Raw genomic sequence first — 19,599 nt, 5'->3', positions numbered from 1 at the left:
GGAAAACAGCCCCAAGAAAGGGGCCGTTCTTTTAATTTGCTACAATATTAACAAGCTTTCCTGGAACTGTAATTACCTTGCGAATTGTTTTTCCTTCAATTTGTTCCTTTATATGCGCATCTTCCATCGCAATGCCTTCAAGTGACTCTTTGCTTGCATCTGTTGGTACCATAAGTTTTGTCTTTACTTTACCATTTACCTGGATGACAATTTCAACTTCTTCATCCACTAGTTTTGCCTCATCATATGCAGGCCATGCTTCGTAAGTTATCGTTTCACTGTGTCCCAACTTCTCCCAAAGCTCCTCAGCGATATGCGGGCAAACAGGTGCAAGCAATTTAACGAATCCTTCAATATACTCTTTTGGAAGTACAGTTGCCTTATAGGCTTCATTAATGAATACCATCATTTGTGAAATGGCCGTGTTAAACCTCAAACCTTCATAATCCTCAGTCACTTTTTTCACGGTTTGATGATACACTTTTTCCAAACTAGAGGTTTCTTCATTTGCTTGAATCCTTGGATTTAATTCTCCATTTTCCTCAACCAATAAACGCCAGATCCGATCTAAGAAGCGGCGGGAACCATCCAACCCATTGGTCGACCAAGCAATCGATGCATCAAGCGGTCCCATGAACATTTCATACAAGCGAAGGGTATCAGCACCGTGGCTGCCAACGATATCATCAGGGTTTACTACATTCCCTTTTGATTTACTCATTTTTTCATTTCCTTCGCCTAAAATCATTCCTTGGTTAAATAGCTTTTGGAATGGTTCTTTGGTAGGAACCACACCGATATCATACAAGAATTTGTGCCAGAAACGCGCATAAAGTAAATGTAATACCGCATGTTCGGCACCGCCAATGTAGATATCAACAGGAAGCCAATGATTTAACTTTTCCTGTGAAGCAAGTGCTTGATCATTTTTCGGATCAATATAACGTAAATAATACCAGCAGCTGCCTGCCCATTGCGGCATTGTGTTCGTTTCGCGGCGTCCCTTTTTACCTGTTTCCGGATCCACAACATTCACGAAATCAGAAATAACTGCAAGTGGTGATTCTCCTGTCCCTGAAGGACGAATTTCAGTGGTTTTTGGTAACATCAGTGGAAGCTGGTCTTCCGGAACTGCTGTCATTGAACCATCTTCCCAATGGATAATCGGAATTGGTTCACCCCAATAACGTTGACGGCTGAACAACCAATCTCTTAGGCGGAAGGTTACTTTCTTCGTTCCTATCCCTTTTTCTTCTAACCAAGCAATCATTTTTTGAATGCCTTCCGTTTTATCCAAGCCATTTAAAAATTCAGAGTTAATATGTTCACCATCGCCTGTGTAGGCTTCTTTGTCAATATCACCACCAGCGACAACTGCTTTAATAGGAAGGTTAAATTCTTTTGCGAATTCATAGTCACGCTCGTCGTGTGCAGGAACCGCCATAATCGCACCAGTTCCATAGCTTACTAACACATAATCAGCAATCCAAATTGGCATTTTCTCTCCATTGGCAGGATTGATGGCATAGGCGCCAGTAAATACGCCTGTTTTCTCTTTGGCAAGATCCGTACGTTCTAAATCGCTCTTCGTTTTAACTTTGTCTAAATAGGCGTCAACCGCAGCACGCTGTTCAGCTGTTGTTATTTTTTCAACAAAGGAATGTTCAGGTGCAAGCACGGCATACGTAGCACCAAATAAAGTATCAGGGCGAGTAGTGAAGACAGTGAATGTCTCCTCATGTCCTTCGATTGAGAAGGTAACTTCCGCACCTTCTGAACGGCCGATCCAGTTGCGCTGCATTTCCTTCAAGCTTTCAGGCCAATCAAGTTCTTCAAGGTCTTCCAGTAAACGGTCACCGTATGCGGTGATTCTTAACATCCACTGCTTCATCGGACGACGTTCAACTGGGTGCCCGCCGCGTTCACTTTTGCCATCAATGACCTCTTCATTTGCTAGTACCGTTCCAAGTGCAGGGCACCAGTTTACCGCTACTTCATCAATGTAAGCTAGACCTTTTTCAAATAGTTTTAAGAAAATCCATTGGGTCCATTTGTAGTATTCAGGGTCAGTCGTATTGACTTCACGATCCCAATCATACGAGAATCCTAATGATTTAATTTGCCGGCGGAATGTATTGATATTCTGTTTTGTAAATTCCGCTGGATCGTTACCCGTATCCAATGCGTATTGTTCCGCTGGTAGGCCGAACGCATCCCAGCCCATTGGATGAAGAACATTGTATCCCTGCATCCGCTTTAAGCGGGAAAGAATGTCGGTTGCTGTGTAGCCTTCAGGGTGTCCAACGTGCAGTCCTGCCCCTGACGGATATGGAAACATATCTAAAGCGTAAAATTTTCTTTTATCAAATTCTTCGCTTGTTTTAAATGTTTTTTCTTCTTCCCATTTCTTTTGCCACTTTTGTTCGATTTGATTATGGTCGAAACTCATAATGCTCTTCCTCCTAAAAAAAAATAAAAAACCCCTCATCCCAAAAAGGGACGAGAGGATTGTATGTATCTTCCCGCGGTACCACCCACATTAGTGCTGACTGCACTCGCTTCATTCATCCTTAACGCGGAAAACGGCAAGCCTTACTATTCCTTCACGCTTGCAACTCAAAGGCGAGTTCATGATGTACCCGGTTGACTTCCACCAGCCGTCAACTCTCTATTTGCGGGTATGAATCATTACTACTCCTGATCACTGTCTTTTCAATATTAATATAAAGTATTACGGTTATTGTATTAAATTTTCATTAAGTATGCAACCCAAACAATCGCCTAGATTCATGATAGACAAAATATCCACCTTTTAAACAAAAAAACAGTGGGAGCATATGAACCCCCACCGTCCTCCCCACACGGACAAATCCTATATTTGTCCATGGATGGTGCCTGACACCATTTTCGTTTTTAAACTTCGATCATATAGTAATGTTGTTATGATTGCGATTAGGAATAACACAATCAAAACTATGAATAGTGCTGACATGTTATACATGTCGACGATCATTCCTCCCATTAAGGGTCCAACCATTCTTCCACCTGTTGCTGTACTGTTGACGATTCCTTGGTAGAAGCCTTCACGGCCCTTTGGGGCTAAGTCGAAAGCAACTGTAGGCACAGCCGGCCAGATGAACATTTCACCGATTGTTAGGATGATCATCCCGACAAGAAATCCTGAGAATACCGTTGCCTTCCCTGCGACTAAAAATGAAACAATAAAAATACCAATGCCAATAATCATTTGTAGTTTGAGTGAGGCGGTTAGATGTTTCAACACACTATTTAAAAGCGGTTGACCAACGACAATGAGGGCTCCGTTTATCGACCATAATAAACTATATTGCGTTAAAGAGATATGGATTTCCTGTGTATACGACGCAATCGTCGTTGGCCATTGTACATAGGCAACCCAGCACAGCAAATAACCTGTGCACAGTATCAATAAGGCATACAGATTTTTTCTGTTCGTAACGGTTGGAACATTTATATCGATCGTTCCTTGTTTTCCTGAATCCACTAAGATTCCCTTATAGCCAAATACCGCTATGAGTAAAAAGAGGACGTACATGACTGTATTTGCAAGGAAAATTAGTTGAAAGGAATGAGCTGCAACAATCCCTCCAAGAGATGCACCCAAGGCTACTCCAAGGTTTTGGGCAACATAAATGGCGTTAAAGGCTTTACGCCCGCCTTCTTTCCAAACTGACCCTGCCATGGCATACATCGATGGAAAAATAATTCCCGTACCAAATCCAATAATGATTTGGAAGACAATATATGCTAGCCAGCCGTGCCAGAATGTTAAGCCAATAAGGGCTGCAAGCGTAATACTAATTCCTAAAATAATAGATTTGTAACCACCAATTTTATCGAATAGGCTTCCGCCATAAAGGTTTCCGATCACACTAGCGGCGGAATTTAACATTAAAACAATTCCAGCTACGGATAAGGACTTCCCTAAATGGTCGTGAATATAGATTGTATTTAAAGGCCATAAAAATGAAGAGCCTGTTACATTAACGATCATTCCAATTATTAAGAGCCATAAGGCACGTGGCATAAAAAACGCCCCTTCACATTTCACTTTTCAATTTCCAAAGATTTATTCTAATGCTTTTTCAAGTGGGGTGCAATTCTTTTTCTTTTCCATATTAAGGAGGCTATGATACGGCGTATAAGATAGAAAATTCGTGAAATCTGGAATAACTCTGTAGATTCTAAAGCTGATTCCGCCAAACTGGGCCGGGATGCCGCCAACTTTTGAAATTATTCCGCCAAACTACGATTCGATTTCGCCAAGCTTGCCATTTATTCCGCCAAATCCACGTTTATTCCGCCAAACCCTTTTTAAGTTACCTTTTTTATGAATATTATCGACCAGGACTCTATATGTTTTAGGATCAGCTCACTTCTTTGGGATTCCGCCAAACTGGGCCGGGATTCCGCCAAATCTCGAACTTATTCAGCCAAACTCCGTTTTGATTCCGCCATCCGTTCCATTTATTCCGCCAAATCCACGTTTATTCCGCCAAACCCTTTTTAAGTTACCTTTTTTATGAATATTATCGACCAAGACTCTCTCTGTTTTAGGATCAGCTCACTTCTTTGGGATTCCGCCAAACTGAGCCGGGATTCCGCCAAATCTCGAACTTATTCCGCCAAACTCCGTTTTGATTCCGCCATCCGTTCCATTTATTCCGCCAAATCCACGTTTATTCCGCCAAACCCTATAATTCAATTCCGACATTACTTGAATCGATAATTCCTCCCACACTTAAAATGCTTCTATTTTCAGCAAAGCTCTTAGCGGGAAATAGAAAGGCAAGGATTATACTGACAATCAATATGTATTTATTCATATAATTACTTCCTTTCACCACAAGGTAAAAAATGTGAATTCGATCACATAAAGTTCAAAAAAGGGAGGTTTTAGGCGAACCATTCTTATGCCGTATTTATCGAACAAAAAGTAAGATTTTGAGATAAATTTTGTTAATCCATACCTTATTTAAACCATGATATAAAAGGGGAAACTGTGACGGCACATCACAAATTAAACAACACTTGTTACCAAATTATGAACGAGGTTTTCCTTCTATTTTCAAGGTGCTTTTGTTGAAAAATTAGTATTTCAAGTGATTTTTAACACTTTTTAGTAATTTTCCGGTATATTATTCGCGAAAAAAAAGGAGCCCTCAATGAAAAAAAATGAGGGTTCCTTCTGTATTTTTAGGAGGACTGGTCTTTTTCTTGGTGAAATTTGGATTTCACGGGCTGCCCGCCTGTTTTTTCATAGTTCTTCTTTGCTTGTTTTACAAGATCGAAATCTTGTCCGAGTTCCAGATCTTGATTATTAATTCCATTCCGCGTTTTCTGTTCAGGGTTTTGTTGCTTGGAACGCTTTTTCAAAGATTTTCCCCCTCTAGAATCATTGTGTTCTGAAGCTGCTGAAGCTGGAGTCTCATTCTATGGAGTTGGTCCCTTTGCTGCGAATTAGCACTTTGGGCCATTTTAGCAATGTCCAGATAAGTATCTTCAAGCTGTTGCAGTGCCTTTGTGTAATCATCATCATTATAATGCTCTTGAAGGCTGCTTTGTTTGTACTGTTCCTCGGCATAGCGAATTGCATCCTCAACCTGCTGCATTAAGTTGTCCATTGAGTCGCGAGTAGCCATCTTTAGAACCCCCTTCTGTAATAACTCAATCCCCTTGAATCTATAGAAGCATAATGCTTCATTTCTTATTGTGTTCTCCATTCTTTTTCCTATAACATAAACAGTTGGATAAATTTTACCAACCCTGTCCGTTAATAATTACATTTGGATAAGCTTGTCATATCGTGATAAAATTGATGTTATGTCTTTTACTTTTTATAAAGGAGGTTTTCTGATTGATTCAGACTAGACCTTTTCCATATGCTTCTGATGATAAACGTTACCATACATGGAATTACCACCTTCGTGGGCAATTTGGTCATAAGGTGTTTAAGGTTGCACTCGACGGGGGTTTTGACTGCCCGAACCGTGACGGCACTGTGGCACACGGGGGATGCACATTTTGTAGTGCTTCCGGATCAGGTGATTTTGCTGGTAATCGCGTGGAAACCTTGGAAACACAATTTAACGAAATAAAAGAAAAAATGCACACGAAATGGAAAGATGGCAAATATATGGCCTACTTTCAGGCATTTACAAATACCCATGCACCTGTAGATGTTCTCCGCGAAAAATACGAATCAGTTCTAAATCAGGAAGGCGTAGTGGGTTTATCAATCGCCACTCGTCCTGATTGTCTGCCCGATGATGTGGTCGAGTATTTAGCGGAATTAAACCAACGCACCTATTTATGGGTTGAATTAGGGCTTCAAACGGTTCATGAGCGGACTGCCTCACTTATTAATCGTGCCCATGACTTTCAGTGCTATAAAGACGGCGTTACTAAGCTTAGGAAACATGGCATTCGCATCTGCTCTCACATCATTAATGGTCTGCCGCTTGAATCATATGACATGATGATGGAAACAGCGCATGAAGTTGCCAAGTTAGACGTGCAAGGAATAAAGATTCATTTGCTTCATTTGTTAAAAGGAACGCCCATGGTCAAGCAATATGAAAAAGGAATACTTGAGTTTCTGTCCCAAGAAGACTATGTAAACTTAGTATGTGACCAATTAGAAATTTTACCACCAGAAATGATTGTTCACCGAATCACAGGAGACGGACCAATTGACTTAATGGTTGGACCCATGTGGAGTGTAAACAAGTGGGAAGTCTTAAATGCGATTGATGCTAAAATGAAAGAAAGGAACAGTTGGCAGGGTAAATTTTATCAGGGGAACTTGGTGTAGTAACAATGAACATAGATAAGATTCTTCCATTTGCGAAAAGTCTACTCATTAAAGCGGTTAAACCTGGGGATGTCGTTATTGATGCGACAGTAGGAAATGGCTATGATACTGTTTTCTTAGCAGAGCTTGTTGGTGAATCAGGGCAAGTATTTGGATTTGATATTCAGAATGAAGCCATTGTTGCCAGCAAGGAACGTCTGAAACAGAAGTGCATGTTAGAGCGAGTCACGATTTTTCATTCAGGTCATGAACATCTATCCCAATTGATTCCCGACATCCATCACGGTAAGATTTCAGGTGCAATTTTTAACTTAGGTTATCTTCCTGGCAGTGATAAAGCAATTGTAACCCGTCCTAAAACAACGATTGCTGCCATTCAACAACTATTGGAGATCATGGCACCTGAAGGAATCATCGTGCTTGTTATTTATCATGGTCACAAAGGCGGTGCCGAGGAGCGTGATTCTTTGCTTGCCTATTGCCAGCAAATGGACCAGAAAACGGCACATGTGCTCCAATACCAATTTATTAATCAACAAAATCATCCAGCATTTATTATTGCGATTGAAAAAATATAACTAACCAGGCTCGCGCCTGGTTTATTTTGTGATTAACCTTGTTACAAATGCCGGTACTGATTTTTGCACAGAACGGTAGGCAAGACCATTGAAATAAAAGAAATAGCTAATCCAGCCGCCCGACTTGATAATGCCTTTTGCCAGTTTACGGACGTTTTTCTGTTTGCGGACCTTGGCATCTGATAAATAAATTCCTAACAGACCGCGATTAATCAGGCGATGGAAGTTCTTATGCGGAAGGTATTCCGTGTGCCGGTCAGCTTCAACCACAAAATGCTTCAACCGCTGAAAAAGTTTTTCCTCACTTTGATAATAGGAACAAAAATTCAAGTCCCCTCCCGCGATGTCCTCCTCTTGATCAATAAAATAATCCAATAAAATATGTAAGCCCTGAATATATGGAAAGTACCCCTTCCTGATATTTTCTGCATCACTCAGCTGAAAATCATCACGAAGCGCATAGGATATGAGGCAAAAAATTCCTAAGGTAGAACCGGAACATGCCGAGAATTCATACCATTCCATTTCAGGCAGCTGGTATTGGTTGGTTTTAAACCATTTTTCAAGACGAGGGACTCTCTCCTCTTGAGTTACATGCTTGTGAATTTGTAAATCACAATAGTATTGGCAAAGCTCAAGCAAGTAATCTTTGATTCCATCATAATTATTTACTTCTCTTAAGACAGAACGACAGGTTTCCGATAAATCATACAAATAATTATCATCATCCTGATCCGCGCGGAGCCGGTAATAGTTTTTTTTACCAGCCTGTAGAACAAATGCATCTGACATCGATTCATGGAGTGCTGCAAAATCCTCAGGATCAAGGGAGGTACTTCTGTCACAAAGATTATCTAGATAATCACTGATGGTTTGATAGGCAACGATAAATTTTATGGCTTTTTTATAGTCCTCTTTAGCAGTTAGTGCGAGGATGGCTCCACCTTCACAATGGAATGTTTTATGCTCAATGCTTGCAAGAGCTTGGGTTCTTAGCTCCGCATTCGGAATGTTTTCAGCACGGCTTTTCCAATAAGCCAATTCTTTGTGTACTGCTGGAAGTATTTTGCGATATACCCTAGACATAAGGGTGATTGGCATCATTGAAACCGACAACCTTTCTAAACAATATAACCTATTGCTTTTAATTGACTTAAAACAAAATCCTTTGCATACTCAAATACCTCTTCCCGCTCTGGTTCATTAAAGATTTCATGGTAACATTTCGACCATTCCTTAAATCTTTTTTCAGATAATGGAACATGATTGAACCATTCTTTTACGGTGCCTTTATTTACAATTTTGTCATCTCCACCTTGCATGACAAGCATGGGAATATCCTGTATTTTTTCAAGGTCTTGAAATGCCTCTTTTATCGCCCCTACCAGTTCCCGATACCATCTGATCGATACCTTGGTAATATAGAGAGTATCATTTGAATCGGCTTCCCTTACTTCTTCGTTTCTTGTCGCCATTTGGACTGTCAATCCGGAATTCATCCGTAGTGAAGGGAAAACCACATTCAGACCATGCGATAGAATATCTAAAAATTTTGAAGGGGTATGAACCAACCCTAAACATGGGGAAGAAAGAATGACTCCAGCAACATTCAATCTTTCTTCCTGTAATAGACGGATTGAGATCAAGCCGCCCATACTGTGACCAAGTAAAAAGACTGGTAAATCATAACGATAAGCAGTCTGTATCCAATCTTTCACCTCGAAAATATATTCATCGAAGGAATTAATATGGCCGCGGTTTGCTCTTGTTGTCATCCCTTGCCCTGGAAGATCTGCCATAATGATATGGAATCCAGCCGAACGCCACATTTCAATCAGCCAGCCATAACGGCGATGATGTTCCATAGCGCCATGGACGATCACGATTACAGCCTTCGCTTCTCCTTCTGCTTCCCACTTCCACATAGTTTTCCCCCCTGGAATTAGTAATTACCTATTGTTGGAAAAATTTCAAACTATCTTTAGTCCTTTTTTAATAAAAAAGACAAATTTTTTGTGAATCACTTCATACTTCCGATAAAATAGAATCATCATGTAAAAGGAGCGAGAATAATGATTTATCCATTTAAAGGGAAGTATCCCCGCATAGCTGATACTGCTTATATTGCCGACTATGTGACGATTACCGGTGATGTTGAGATTGGCGATGAATCAAGTGTTTGGTTTAACACCGTTATCAGAGGGGACGTAGCCCCAACCATTATTGGTAAGAAAGTAAATATACAAGATAATTCTATCTTACACCAAAGCCCCAATAACCCGCTAATTTTAGAAGATGAAGTAACGATTGGTCATCAGGTTATTCTACACAGTTGTATCATTCGAAAAAAAGCGTTAATAGGAATGGGTTCCATCATTCTTGATAATGCCGAAATCGGCGAGGGTGCTTTTATTGGAGCCGGCAGTCTGGTTCCGCAAGGGAAAAAAATTCCCCCTAATACCTTAGCATTTGGCAGACCGGCAAAAGTTATTAGAGAATTAACACCAGAAGACATAAAAGATATGGTAAGAATCTCTACAGAATATGCAGAAAAGGGACAATATTATAAGTCACTTCAAAAATAAAAAAGCAAAAGCACCCAAGAAATTTGGGTGCTTTTACGATTAATTTTTCGATGTTTGCAGGGCCTTTTCTAGTGCGTAATCACGTTGAAAGGAATAGACATCTTCAACATATACTTGATGCCATACCATGAACATCAGCACAGTCCAAATCTTCCTGCTGTTATCGGCTTTACCTTGGCAATGGTCTTCAAGCAATTGAAGCACATATGATTTATTGATCAAATGATCCGTATTGCTTTCGCGGATAATCTTCTTCGCCCATTCGTTCATTTCATCCTTTAACCAATGACGTATTGGTACAGGGAACCCAAGTTTCTTCCGATCAAGTACATGGGCAGGTACAACACCTTCGGCTGCTTTACGTAAGATATACTTCGTCGTTCCATGCACTGTTTTCAGGCTGGTCGGAATTTTTGATGCCACTTCGAAGACCGCTTTATCAAGGAATGGCACACGAAGTTCTAAGGAATGAGCCATCGTCATTTTATCGGCCTTCAGCAAAATATCGCCGCGCATCCATGTATGGATATCAATATACTGCATCCGGTCAACAGGATCATAACCAAGCGATTCAGCGTAAAGCGGCTTCGTTATATCAGTGTAATCTAATCCCTCACGATAGACATTTAGTAGTTCGCGCTTTTCTTCTTCGGTAAACATTTTCGCATTACCAATGTAACGTTCTTCCATTGGAGTTACACCGCGTTCGATAAAGCTTTTTCCTCTCATTCCCTCAGGCATCATACCCGCTATCCCTTTTAAAAGCACTTTTCCTGCTCTCGGAATTTTATTAAACACCTCTAAGGATTGCGGCTCGTGATAAATATTGTAGCCGCCAAATAATTCATCTGCACCTTCACCTGAAAGAACAACGGTTACGTGCTTTCTCGCTTCACGGGCAACAAAATAAAGCGGGACACAAGCAGGGTCTGCCAGCGGATCATCCATATGCCACATAATTTTTGGAATTTCATTCATATATTCCTGCGGTGAAATCACATAGCTGATATTTTCGACACCAAGCTTCTCAGCTGTCTCTTTTGCGACATCAATTTCACTGAATCCATTATGCTCAAAACCTACCGAAAAGGTTTTAATCGCAGGGTGATATTCTTTTGCAATCGATGCAATAATCGAAGAATCAATCCCGCCAGAAAGGAATGAGCCTACTGGAACATCACTGCGCATGTGCATTTTTACAGAATCGAACAGGACATCTTTAATTTCCTTGATAAAGTCAGGCTCTGATTTGTGAACTGGTTTAAAGTGTGCTTTCCAATATCTTTTGATTTCCATTGGTGAGCCAATCTTTTTGGTAAAAAAATGACCTGGCTCTAATTTCTTAATACCATCAGACATGGTGGTTGGTTCAGGAACAAATTGGTAGGTCAAATAATGCTGCAAGGAATCATAGTTAATAACATCATTTTCGAGCCCCAATAGAATACTCTTTTTCTCAGAGGCAAAAAATGTTCTTTCACCATCTTCAAAATAAAAAAACGGTTTAATCCCGAACGGATCACGCGCGCCATAAAGAGTTTGTTCTTGTTTATCCCAGATGACAAAGGAGAACATTCCGCGTAGTTTTTCGACGGCTTTTTCCTTCAAATGGCTGTAGAGTGCAATAATAACCTCGGTATCAGAGCTAGTTGAAAAGGTTAATCCTTCGCTCAATAGTTCCTCGCGCAGTTCTACATAGTTATAAACTTCACCATTAAAGATAATCCAATAGCGTTCATTTTCATACGTAAGCGGTTGATGACCACTCTCAATATCAATGATACTTAAACGGCGGAACCCAAATTGGATATGATCATCATAATAAAAACCATCATCATCCGGCCCGCGATGAGTTATAATATCGTTCATATTTTTAAATTGTTGTTTTTGCTCATCACTATAGTTTTGTGTTTTGTCGTGTACACAACCGATAAAACCACACATTATGTACTTCACCTCATTCTAAATATCCTTTAAAAGGACGTATTGCTCCAAAGCGCAAACGCCTTGCGCTAGTGCTAGACAGAAAAACATACTCTCTAATACTACCACTTTTTTTATTAAAATTGCACTGTGAACAATAGGCAAATTAATTATCATCATTTTTTACTTCTTTTGACCTGCCTAAACATTACATTTTATTCACTAATTGAATTACTATACAGGTAAATAGACGGAGAAATAAAAACGGGAGCTACATGTAGAATGTAACCCCCATAACGTTTTATAGATTTGCTTGTTGGCGTAATGTTTCTACTTTATCTGTGCGCTCCCAAGGAAGATCCACATCTGTACGGCCAAAATGACCATAAGCTGCTGTTTGTTGGTAAATTGGGCGACGAAGATCCAACATATTAATGATACCTGCAGGACGAAGGTCGAAGTTTTCACTTACTAAATCAACTAACACGTCTTCGCTCACTTTACCTGTCCCAAACGTATCAACTGCAATCGAAACGGGTCTAGCAACTCCAATTGCATAGGCAAGTTGAACTTCTACCTTATCAGCAAGGCCAGCGGCAACGATATTTTTGGCAACATAACGTGCGGCGTAGGCAGCTGAACGGTCCACTTTTGTAGGATCCTTACCAGAGAATGCACCACCGCCATGGCGAGCATATCCACCATACGTATCTACAATGATTTTACGGCCTGTTAAGCCAGCATCCCCTTGTGGTCCGCCAATAACGAAACGGCCGGTTGGATTAATAAAGTATTTTGTCTTTTCATCGATTAATTCTTTTGGAACTACCGGATTAATAACATATTCCTTCAAGTTACGTTGAATTTGCTCTAACTCAACTTCAGGATTGTGTTGAGTGGAAATAACAATCGTATCAATGCGTACTGGTTTATCGTTCTCATCATATTCAACCGTTACTTGTGTTTTTCCGTCTGGACGTAAGTAATCAAGAACCTTATCTTTACGTACTTCTGTTAAACGGCGAGCAAGTTTGTGCGCTAGTGAAATAGGAAGAGGCATAAGCTCTTTTGTTTCATTACAAGCAAAACCAAACATTAAACCTTGGTCCCCTGCACCAATTGCTTCGATTTGTTCATCAGACATTTGACCTTCACGCGCTTCCAAAGCTTGGTCAACACCCATCGCGATATCTGGAGACTGTTCATCAATAGATGTTAAAACAGCACAGGTTTCTGAGTCAAAACCGAATTTCGCGCGATTGTAGCCGATGTTTTTAATCGTTTCACGAACAATTTTTGGAATATCCACGTAGGTAGATGTGGTGATTTCTCCTGCTACTAGCACTAGTCCTGTTGTTACTGAAGTTTCAGCCGCAACACGGGCATTAGCATCCCTTGCTAAAATAGCATCTAAAATGGAATCAGAAATTTGGTCACAAATCTTATCAGGATGACCCTCAGTAACTGATTCAGAAGTGAACAAACGACGTTTTGTTGACATCTGAATTCCTCCTATAATATGAGATAATCGAGGTTTTAGAAAGGTTACAGGAATACTTCCTTAAACATCGAGAATTTGATACGGTACTCATTCCCTTAGTATGTAATAAACAAAGGATTTTTATTAGAGACTCTTTTCATAAAGGACTTATACAAAACAAAAAACCTTACCAGAGAGGAAAGGTTGTTCCGGGCCTTTCGCTCTTATCGTTCAAGGTCAAAGCCTTGCGTCAGATTAGCACCTTCGCATCCTGAAAAGGACCTTTTAAGTGGTCAATCTTTTCATACTGCAGGTTGCTGGGTTTCATTGGGCCTGTCCCTCCACCAGCTCAGGATAAGAGAGTATCCGTTCAAATTAGAATAATATCACACTGCCCAACAATGTCAATGAATTTTTTAAGAAATGTTTTTCAACAAAATGGGAAATATACGAAATATGTTAGTATCTTTTATAAATTTTTTTTATATCTTCAATTAAAGTTTTATAATATATAAATCCAGTTAAATAGGATACATTAATTCAGCTAATGTGTTATACTTTTTATATTATTAACAATCTAAAAACTAAATAAAGGAAGGTCTCATTAAATGAATTCTGTTGATACTCCTAATGAATTAAATCAATTGTTAAATGAAAGTCATGTTCATGTGCAATTATCTGTTCCTCAATTAGTTGAGAAAGTCTTAACCCGTCATGAAGGAGCATTAACTTCTACGGGAGCAATTAGTGTCGCTACTGGAAAGTATACTGGCCGGTCTCCACAGGATAAATTCATTGTTTTAGAAGATTCAACTAAAGACAAAATTGAATGGGGCACGACCAATCAACCAATTTCAGAACCGGTTTTTACAAAGCTTTATCAAAAGGTCATTAATTATTTACAACAGAAAAATGAGATCTTTGTTTTTAAAGGATTTGCGGGTGCTGATAAAAAATCACGTTTATCCATCCAAGTGGTAAATGAATTAGCGTGGCAAAATTTATTTGTACACCAGTTATTTATTCGCCCGTCGGATGCTGAACTACTTACCCATGATGCTGGATTTACCGTTATTTCTGCACCTAATTTCAAGGCAGATCCGGCTATCGATGGTACCAACTCGGAAGCATTTATTATGATTTCTTTTGAAAAAAGAATTGTTTTAATAGGTGGTACAGAATACGCAGGGGAAATGAAAAAGTCGATTTTTTCTGTAATGAATTATTTACTGCCTGAAAACAATATTTTTTCGATGCACTGTTCTGCCAATGTTGGGATTGAAGGCGATGTTGCTTTATTCTTTGGCTTGTCTGGAACTGGCAAAACAACCTTATCAGCGGATTCCAATCGTCGATTAATTGGTGATGATGAGCACGGTTGGTCCTCTAATGGTGTCTTTAATATCGAGGGGGGCTGCTACGCAAAATGTATCAATCTTTCTCGTGAAAAGGAGCCGCAAATCTTTGATGCCATCCGCTTTGGAACTGTCCTAGAAAATGTAACATTGAATCAGGAATCAAGAATCCCTGATTATGATGATGGAACGTTGACCGAAAATACACGTGCCGCTTATCCGATTGACGCAATTGATAATATTGTTCAACCAAGTATCGCTGGCCACCCAAATACGATTGTCTTTTTAACCGCTGATGCATTCGGAGTCTTGCCTCCAATTTCAAAATTAACAAAGGAACAAGCAATGTATCACTTTTTAAGTGGCTACACCTCTAAACTAGCCGGAACAGAGCGTGGAATAACGTCACCACAAGCTACCTTCTCCACTTGCTTTGGTGCTCCATTCCTGCCGCTGCCTGCGACTCGTTATGCAGAAATGCTCGGTGAAAAAATACTTGAGCACAATGCCAATGTTTTTCTTGTCAATACTGGCTGGACCGGCGGCGAATATGGGGTCGGTAATCGAATGAAACTTTCCTACACGCGCGCTATGGTTGAAGCCGCTCTTGAGGGAGAATTAAACCATGTGGAGACTGTCAAGGACGCGATCTTTGGATTAAATATCCCGCTCCATATTGCAGGTGTACCAGACGAAGTCCTACAGCCGATTAAAACTTGGTCGGATTCGCAGGCATATGAAAAGAAAGCAAAGGAATTAGCCGCAAAGTTCCGCGAAAACTTTAAAAAGTTCACTAATGTTTCACGTGATATTGAAGAAAAAGGCGGACCAATAGCATAATATCGAAAGCCCATATCGATTCGATATGGGCTTTCTAATCTCATTAGTTAGTCGAATTTAATGAAATTAATTGATAGGTTATGGTCGTGCTGTTATTTTGCAACTCGACTTTTTTTATCAATGCGGTACCACTTGAATCACTATCGATTGTTTTTCTTACATCAATCGGAATCTCAATTGGATAAAGTCTGTACCCTTCTTTTTCTAGCAAAAAGACGTTTTCTTCCACTCGTTTTTCTCTACCTTTAGTTACAATCATCGTATTTAACTCAAGAGGCATACCCATAAACATCCGCTCCTCTACTTGTAATACCTATATATTATCATCTTTTACGGTGACTTTTCATCCACTTCGTTAAATCATTCACGACTTTTCTATTTACTGCTGGTGGGAAGTAATGTGTAAATTCGTTAAAATACCATGCTTCGACTGGTTTTTCTACTAACCTCAGCCTTCTTTCAAGTCGATATGCGTGCTCCACCGAAACATTTCCGTCTTTAGCACCATGGATAATCAGGACAGGGGCTTTGATCTTTTCTATTTGATAAAGAGGGGTCCTGTCTTGATACCGTTCCGGAAATTTCTGAGGGGTTCCGCCAATGACCCTCTTCATCATTCTCCGTAAATCTTTACGTTCCAAATAGGTGAGAGACATATCACTGACCCCGCCCCAGCTGACAACAGACGCGGTCTCAGGGAATTCAATTCCTGTCAAAAGCGCCATTACACCACCCCGCGAGAACCCAAATATATGTATTTCACGTACTCTGGGCATAGATTTTAACAGCAAAAAGGCGGAAAAGGCGTCTTCCCTGTCGTCCCCGGCAAAATCCTCATTGCCTTCCCCACCTTGATTTCCACGATAATAAGGTGCAAAAACAACAAAGCCCTCAGCTGCGAACTGAGCAATCCTTGCTGGTCGAACTTTACCAACATTTTTAATGCCGCCGCGTAAATAAAGGAATCCATCATACTCACCTTCCCCAATCGGTTCCGCAAGCATGCCTTTCACTCGTAATCCATTGGAAAGGTAAGTAATTACTTTTAATTCAATATTGGGATTTGGAGAAGGAAAGCGTGTGATATCAACAATCTTTCCATCATTGTATTGGCTCATCAGCAAAACTTCCCTTTTTTTATAAAATTTATTCTCTCTAGGCATTCACATATTTTTCTCCTCTTCATACGATATCTTAGGTAATTAGCCCAGATTTTTTATGATAAATAAGGAGGCCCGCTTCATGAAAAAATCGTTAAAGTTCAGTTTCTCCTTTCTGCTCATCACTATACTTATGTTTTCACTTGTCGCTTGTAATAGCTCTACAAAAAATGAAACAAAGAAACTTGAGAAAGTTCGAATCGCTGAAGTTACCCGGTCCATTTTCTATGCCCCGCAGTATGTTGCCCTAGCCAAAGGATTTTTCAAAGCTGAAGGTTTAGACGTCACGCTAACAACAACACCCGGCGGCGACAAAACCATGACCACTCTGATTTCTGGGGGGGCCGACGTTGCCCTAGTTGGTTCAGAAACATCGATTTATGTTTATGCCCAAGGCGCAAACGACCCCGTCATCAATTTTGCACAATTAACCCAGACCGATGGTACTTTCCTCGTTGCTAGAGAAAAGATTGATAATTTTTCATGGGACCTCTTAAAAGGAAAAACCTTCTTAGGGCAACGTAAAGGCGGCATGCCACAGATGGTTGGCGAATTTGTTTTAAAGAAGCATGGGATTGATCCTCAAAAGGATTTGAACTTAATCCAGAACATTGATTTCGCCAATATTGCCAATGCCTTTGCTTCTGGAACGGGCGAATTTGTGCAATTATTTGAGCCAACGGCAAGTATTTTTGAAAAAGAAGGAAAAGGTCATATTGTTGCTTCCTTCGGTAAAGAGTCTGGCCACGTACCATATACAACGTTTATGTCCAAGGAAAGCTATATGAAAGAAAATAAGGGAACGATTGAAAAGTTCACACGAGCAATTTACAAAGCTCAACAATGGGTAGAGTCGCACAGTGCTGAGGAAATTGCAAAAGCGGTGGAACCGTTTTTTCCAGATACAGATTTAGAAATTATGACCACTGTTGTTGAGCGTTATAAAAATCAAGGATCTTTTGCAACAGATCCTATCCTTGACCAAGAGGAGTGGAACAATCTACAAAACATCATGAACGAAGCAGGAGTACTGCCAAAAGAAGTAGATCATCAAACACTTGTAAATACAGAGATCGCTGACAAGATAATAAAAGAATAAAGGAAAGGGAGGCCGTTCTTATGAGCTTTTTGACCGTTCAAAATATTCATCACACCTATTTTACTAAAGCCTCTGCCACCACGGCCCTCTCCGATATTTCATTAACAGTGGAGGAGGGCGAGTTTGTCTCCCTCCTCGGCCCCAGCGGCTGTGGTAAGACGACTCTGCTTTCCATTATTTCTAGTTTGCTTAAACCAACGCAAGGTACTGTCTTGTTAGAAAAAAAACCGGTAACTACCGCAAAAAACCAAATCGGTTATATGCTCCAACAAGATTATTTGTTCCCTTGGAAAACGATTGAAGAGAATATCCTGATCGGTTTGAAGTTATCAAAGCAGTTGAACCAAAAAACAAGATTGGCTACCCTTGGCCTGTTAAGCCAAATCGGATTAACCGGGGTGGAAAAACAGCTTCCTAGGCAGTTATCAGGGGGTATGAGGCAGCGGGTGGCTCTCGTCCGGACGCTTGCCACAGAACCAAAACTGCTTATGCTTGATGAGCCTTTTTCCGCTCTCGATTATCAAACTAAGCTTAAATTGGAGGATTTAGTATCACAAACATTAGATAAATTTGGAAAAACAGCTATTCTCGTTACTCACGATATTGGTGAGGCTATTGCCATGAGCGATCGCGTTTTTCTGCTTTCACCAAGTCCCGGGAGAATCTATAAAACATTTACGATGCCGGAGGAACTAAGAAATATATCCCCATTTGAAGCAAGAAATCATGAGGCATATTCAAGTATCTTTCAAACCATATGGAGGGAGTTGGAGTCACTTGAGCGAGAAAAAGAATAAGCTGGAACTCCTCCATAAAAACTATATTCAATCACTTCAGGTTGAAAAAAGATGGGTCGGATTTTATCAGGCGATCATTTTTATCGTCTTTTTCTCTAGTTGGGAATTGTTTAGTCAAAAACAGTGGATTGACCCGCTTCTTTTCAGTTCTCCCTCAAAGATATGGAATTTACTCCTGGAAAAAATTCAGGATGGAACTTTAGTTAGCAATATTGGCGTAACCTTAACGGAAACCGTCCTAGGATTTATTCTAGGCACACTACTGGGTACGATATTAGCTGCTATCCTCTGGTGGTCACCAATGATTTCAAGGGTGCTTGATCCTTATCTTGTTATTTTAAATGCTATGCCGAAAGTCGCATTAGGGCCCATTTTGATTGTGGCGCTAGGTCCTGGGTATTCATCGATTATTGCCATGGGTGCGATTATCTCAATTATCATTACCACCATTGTGGTATATACCTCATTTAAAGAGGTGGATCCGAATTATCTTAAAGTACTTCAAACTTTCGGAGCAACTCGTTGGCAATGCTTTAAAGAAGCTATCCTCCCCGCGAGTTTTCCAACGATTATTTCTACTCTTAAGGTAAATGTCGGTCTGTCTTGGGTCGGTGTGATCGTAGGAGAATTCCTTGTATCCTCTAGAGGACTTGGATACATGATCATTTATGGCTTCCAAGTATTTAATTTTACACTTGTTTTCTTATCACTTTTGGTTATCGCGGTATTTGCTACCATTATGTACCAGCTTGTTGAATTATTAGAGAAAAAAATTATCAAAGAATAGTGGATTGTCATGTACTTTCTGCTATTCTTTTTCGTTTGGCCGTGTTAAATTTGTCTGTTGATTTCCGCTCCATGCGCGTGCGGTTCGCGGGCGTTCCGGGGAGCCTCCTCGGCGCTAAGCGCCTGTGGGGTCTCCCCTGCCC

General features: G+C 40.3%; 18 protein-coding genes, 1 riboswitch and 1 other annotated feature. Of the genes, 7 read left to right on the top strand and 11 right to left on the bottom strand.

All coding sequences use genetic code 11. From position 1 onward, the window contains the following. Positions 1–31: 31 nt before the first annotated feature. From leuS to QF028_RS02740, 5 genes are all read right to left on the bottom strand, one after another. A complete protein-coding gene (gene leuS / locus QF028_RS02760) occupies positions 32–2,449 on the bottom strand; it encodes a leucine--tRNA ligase (RefSeq protein WP_429463987.1) in 2,418 nt (805 codons plus the stop codon). Between the two features lie 43 nt (positions 2,450–2,492). After that, positions 2,493–2,714, bottom strand: a binding site (T-box leader). Positions 2,715–2,872: 158 nt separating this feature from the next. Then, positions 2,873–4,066: an MDR family MFS transporter gene (locus QF028_RS02755; RefSeq protein ID WP_429463985.1), complete on the bottom strand. Its 1,194-nt coding sequence runs from the start codon at positions 4,064–4,066 to the stop codon at positions 2,873–2,875. 537 nt (positions 4,067–4,603) lie between these two features. Further along, the gene (locus QF028_RS02750; protein ID WP_410888716.1) at positions 4,604–4,780 is read right to left on the bottom strand and encodes a hypothetical protein; all 177 of its coding nucleotides are present in this window, start codon (positions 4,778–4,780) and stop codon (positions 4,604–4,606) included. A 455-nt stretch (positions 4,781–5,235) separates the two neighbouring features. Further along, positions 5,236–5,415: a glycogen biosynthesis protein GlgD gene (locus QF028_RS02745; protein ID WP_088089318.1), complete on the bottom strand. Its 180-nt coding sequence runs from the start codon at positions 5,413–5,415 to the stop codon at positions 5,236–5,238. After that, complete coding sequence (locus QF028_RS02740; RefSeq protein WP_088089319.1) at positions 5,412–5,681, bottom strand: YtzC family protein; 270 nt, start codon at positions 5,679–5,681, stop codon at positions 5,412–5,414. The genes QF028_RS02745 and QF028_RS02740 overlap by 4 nt, the downstream gene beginning before the upstream one ends. A gap of 215 nt (positions 5,682–5,896) precedes the next feature. On the opposite strand from QF028_RS02740, the gene QF028_RS02735 reads away from it, so the two are divergent. Both QF028_RS02735 and QF028_RS02730 read left to right on the top strand, forming a co-directional pair. Continuing rightward, entirely contained in the window at positions 5,897–6,853 is a 957-nt protein-coding gene (locus tag QF028_RS02735) for a TIGR01212 family radical SAM protein (RefSeq protein ID WP_215001172.1), read from the top strand. A 5-nt stretch (positions 6,854–6,858) separates the two neighbouring features. Further along, positions 6,859–7,431 carry a tRNA (mnm(5)s(2)U34)-methyltransferase gene (locus tag QF028_RS02730; RefSeq protein WP_215001174.1) on the top strand — a complete coding sequence of 191 codons (573 nt, stop codon included), beginning with the start codon at positions 6,859–6,861 and terminating at the stop codon, positions 7,429–7,431. A 21-nt stretch (positions 7,432–7,452) separates the two neighbouring features. Here the strand turns inward: QF028_RS02730 and QF028_RS02725 are convergent, their stop codons facing one another. Together QF028_RS02725 and QF028_RS02720 are read right to left on the bottom strand one after the other, a co-directional pair. Next, positions 7,453–8,535, bottom strand: coding sequence for a tetraprenyl-beta-curcumene synthase family protein (locus QF028_RS02725; protein ID WP_429463979.1), 1,083 nt, complete (start codon positions 8,533–8,535; stop codon positions 7,453–7,455). Positions 8,536–8,552: 17 nt separating this feature from the next. Beyond that, the gene (locus QF028_RS02720; protein WP_429463978.1) at positions 8,553–9,356 is read right to left on the bottom strand and encodes a lysophospholipase; all 804 of its coding nucleotides are present in this window, start codon (positions 9,354–9,356) and stop codon (positions 8,553–8,555) included. 147 nt (positions 9,357–9,503) lie between these two features. Between QF028_RS02720 and QF028_RS02715 the strand changes: the two genes are divergently transcribed. Beyond that, positions 9,504–10,016 carry a gamma carbonic anhydrase gene (locus tag QF028_RS02715; protein WP_215001180.1) on the top strand — a complete coding sequence of 171 codons (513 nt, stop codon included), beginning with the start codon at positions 9,504–9,506 and terminating at the stop codon, positions 10,014–10,016. A 39-nt stretch (positions 10,017–10,055) separates the two neighbouring features. Here QF028_RS02715 and asnB read toward each other — a convergent pair whose 3' ends face one another. Further along, on the bottom strand, positions 10,056–11,960 hold the full coding sequence (gene asnB / locus QF028_RS02710; protein ID WP_429463976.1) for an asparagine synthase (glutamine-hydrolyzing): 1,905 nt from the start codon (positions 11,958–11,960) through the stop codon (positions 10,056–10,058). Between the two features lie 280 nt (positions 11,961–12,240). Further along, positions 12,241–13,440 carry a methionine adenosyltransferase gene (gene metK, locus QF028_RS02705; RefSeq protein WP_098933280.1) on the bottom strand — a complete coding sequence of 400 codons (1,200 nt, stop codon included), beginning with the start codon at positions 13,438–13,440 and terminating at the stop codon, positions 12,241–12,243. Positions 13,441–13,640: 200 nt separating this feature from the next. Then, positions 13,641–13,780, bottom strand: a riboswitch (SAM riboswitch). A 247-nt stretch (positions 13,781–14,027) separates the two neighbouring features. Between metK and pckA the strand changes: the two genes are divergently transcribed. Beyond that, entirely contained in the window at positions 14,028–15,614 is a 1,587-nt protein-coding gene (gene pckA, locus QF028_RS02700; RefSeq protein ID WP_410888729.1) for a phosphoenolpyruvate carboxykinase (ATP), read from the top strand. Positions 15,615–15,657: 43 nt separating this feature from the next. Here the strand turns inward: pckA and QF028_RS02695 are convergent, their stop codons facing one another. Both QF028_RS02695 and QF028_RS02690 read right to left on the bottom strand, forming a co-directional pair. Then, a complete protein-coding gene (locus QF028_RS02695) occupies positions 15,658–15,900 on the bottom strand; it encodes a DUF2584 domain-containing protein (protein ID WP_168245394.1) in 243 nt (80 codons plus the stop codon). Between the two features lie 37 nt (positions 15,901–15,937). Further along, on the bottom strand, positions 15,938–16,732 hold the full coding sequence (locus QF028_RS02690) for an alpha/beta hydrolase family protein (RefSeq protein WP_410888731.1): 795 nt from the start codon (positions 16,730–16,732) through the stop codon (positions 15,938–15,940). A 175-nt stretch (positions 16,733–16,907) separates the two neighbouring features. Between QF028_RS02690 and QF028_RS02685 the strand changes: the two genes are divergently transcribed. Genes QF028_RS02685 through QF028_RS02675 form a run of 3 tightly spaced genes read left to right on the top strand, consistent with a single transcriptional unit; the run spans position 16,908 to position 19,457 of the window. Beyond that, a complete protein-coding gene (locus QF028_RS02685; RefSeq protein WP_410888757.1) occupies positions 16,908–17,873 on the top strand; it encodes an ABC transporter substrate-binding protein in 966 nt (321 codons plus the stop codon). 20 nt (positions 17,874–17,893) lie between these two features. Beyond that, positions 17,894–18,670, top strand: a complete 777-nt coding sequence (locus QF028_RS02680) for an ABC transporter ATP-binding protein (protein ID WP_429463972.1) — start codon at positions 17,894–17,896, stop codon at positions 18,668–18,670. Then, on the top strand, positions 18,651–19,457 hold the full coding sequence (locus tag QF028_RS02675) for an ABC transporter permease (protein WP_410888733.1): 807 nt from the start codon (positions 18,651–18,653) through the stop codon (positions 19,455–19,457). Before QF028_RS02680 ends, QF028_RS02675 begins: the two co-directional genes overlap by 20 nt. Positions 19,458–19,599 lie beyond the last annotated feature (142 nt).

Source organism: Neobacillus sp. B4I6, assembly GCF_050434045.1.
GTDB lineage: Bacteria > Bacillota > Bacilli > Bacillales > Cytobacillaceae > Neobacillus.
This window is presented reverse-complemented; position numbering and strand designations above follow the sequence as displayed.

Coding starts and splice junctions, on each gene's coding strand:
- leuS (WP_429463987.1), bottom strand. CDS start 2,449: ATGAGTTTCGACCATAATCAAATCGAACAAAAGTGGCAAAAGAAATGG.
- QF028_RS02755 (WP_429463985.1), bottom strand. CDS start 4,066: ATGCCACGTGCCTTATGGCTCTTAATAATTGGAATGATCGTTAATGTA.
- QF028_RS02740 (WP_088089319.1), bottom strand. CDS start 5,681: ATGGCTACTCGCGACTCAATGGACAACTTAATGCAGCAGGTTGAGGAT.
- QF028_RS02730 (WP_215001174.1), top strand. CDS start 6,859: ATGAACATAGATAAGATTCTTCCATTTGCGAAAAGTCTACTCATTAAA.
- QF028_RS02725 (WP_429463979.1), bottom strand. CDS start 8,535: ATGATGCCAATCACCCTTATGTCTAGGGTATATCGCAAAATACTTCCA.
- QF028_RS02720 (WP_429463978.1), bottom strand. CDS start 9,356: ATGTGGAAGTGGGAAGCAGAAGGAGAAGCGAAGGCTGTAATCGTGATC.
- QF028_RS02715 (WP_215001180.1), top strand. CDS start 9,504: ATGATTTATCCATTTAAAGGGAAGTATCCCCGCATAGCTGATACTGCT.
- asnB (WP_429463976.1), bottom strand. CDS start 11,960: ATGTGTGGTTTTATCGGTTGTGTACACGACAAAACACAAAACTATAGT.
- metK (WP_098933280.1), bottom strand. CDS start 13,440: ATGTCAACAAAACGTCGTTTGTTCACTTCTGAATCAGTTACTGAGGGT.
- pckA (WP_410888729.1), top strand. CDS start 14,028: ATGAATTCTGTTGATACTCCTAATGAATTAAATCAATTGTTAAATGAA.
- QF028_RS02695 (WP_168245394.1), bottom strand. CDS start 15,900: ATGGGTATGCCTCTTGAGTTAAATACGATGATTGTAACTAAAGGTAGA.
- QF028_RS02690 (WP_410888731.1), bottom strand. CDS start 16,732: ATGAGCCAATACAATGATGGAAAGATTGTTGATATCACACGCTTTCCT.
- QF028_RS02685 (WP_410888757.1), top strand. CDS start 16,908: ATGTTTTCACTTGTCGCTTGTAATAGCTCTACAAAAAATGAAACAAAG.
- QF028_RS02680 (WP_429463972.1), top strand. CDS start 17,894: ATGAGCTTTTTGACCGTTCAAAATATTCATCACACCTATTTTACTAAA.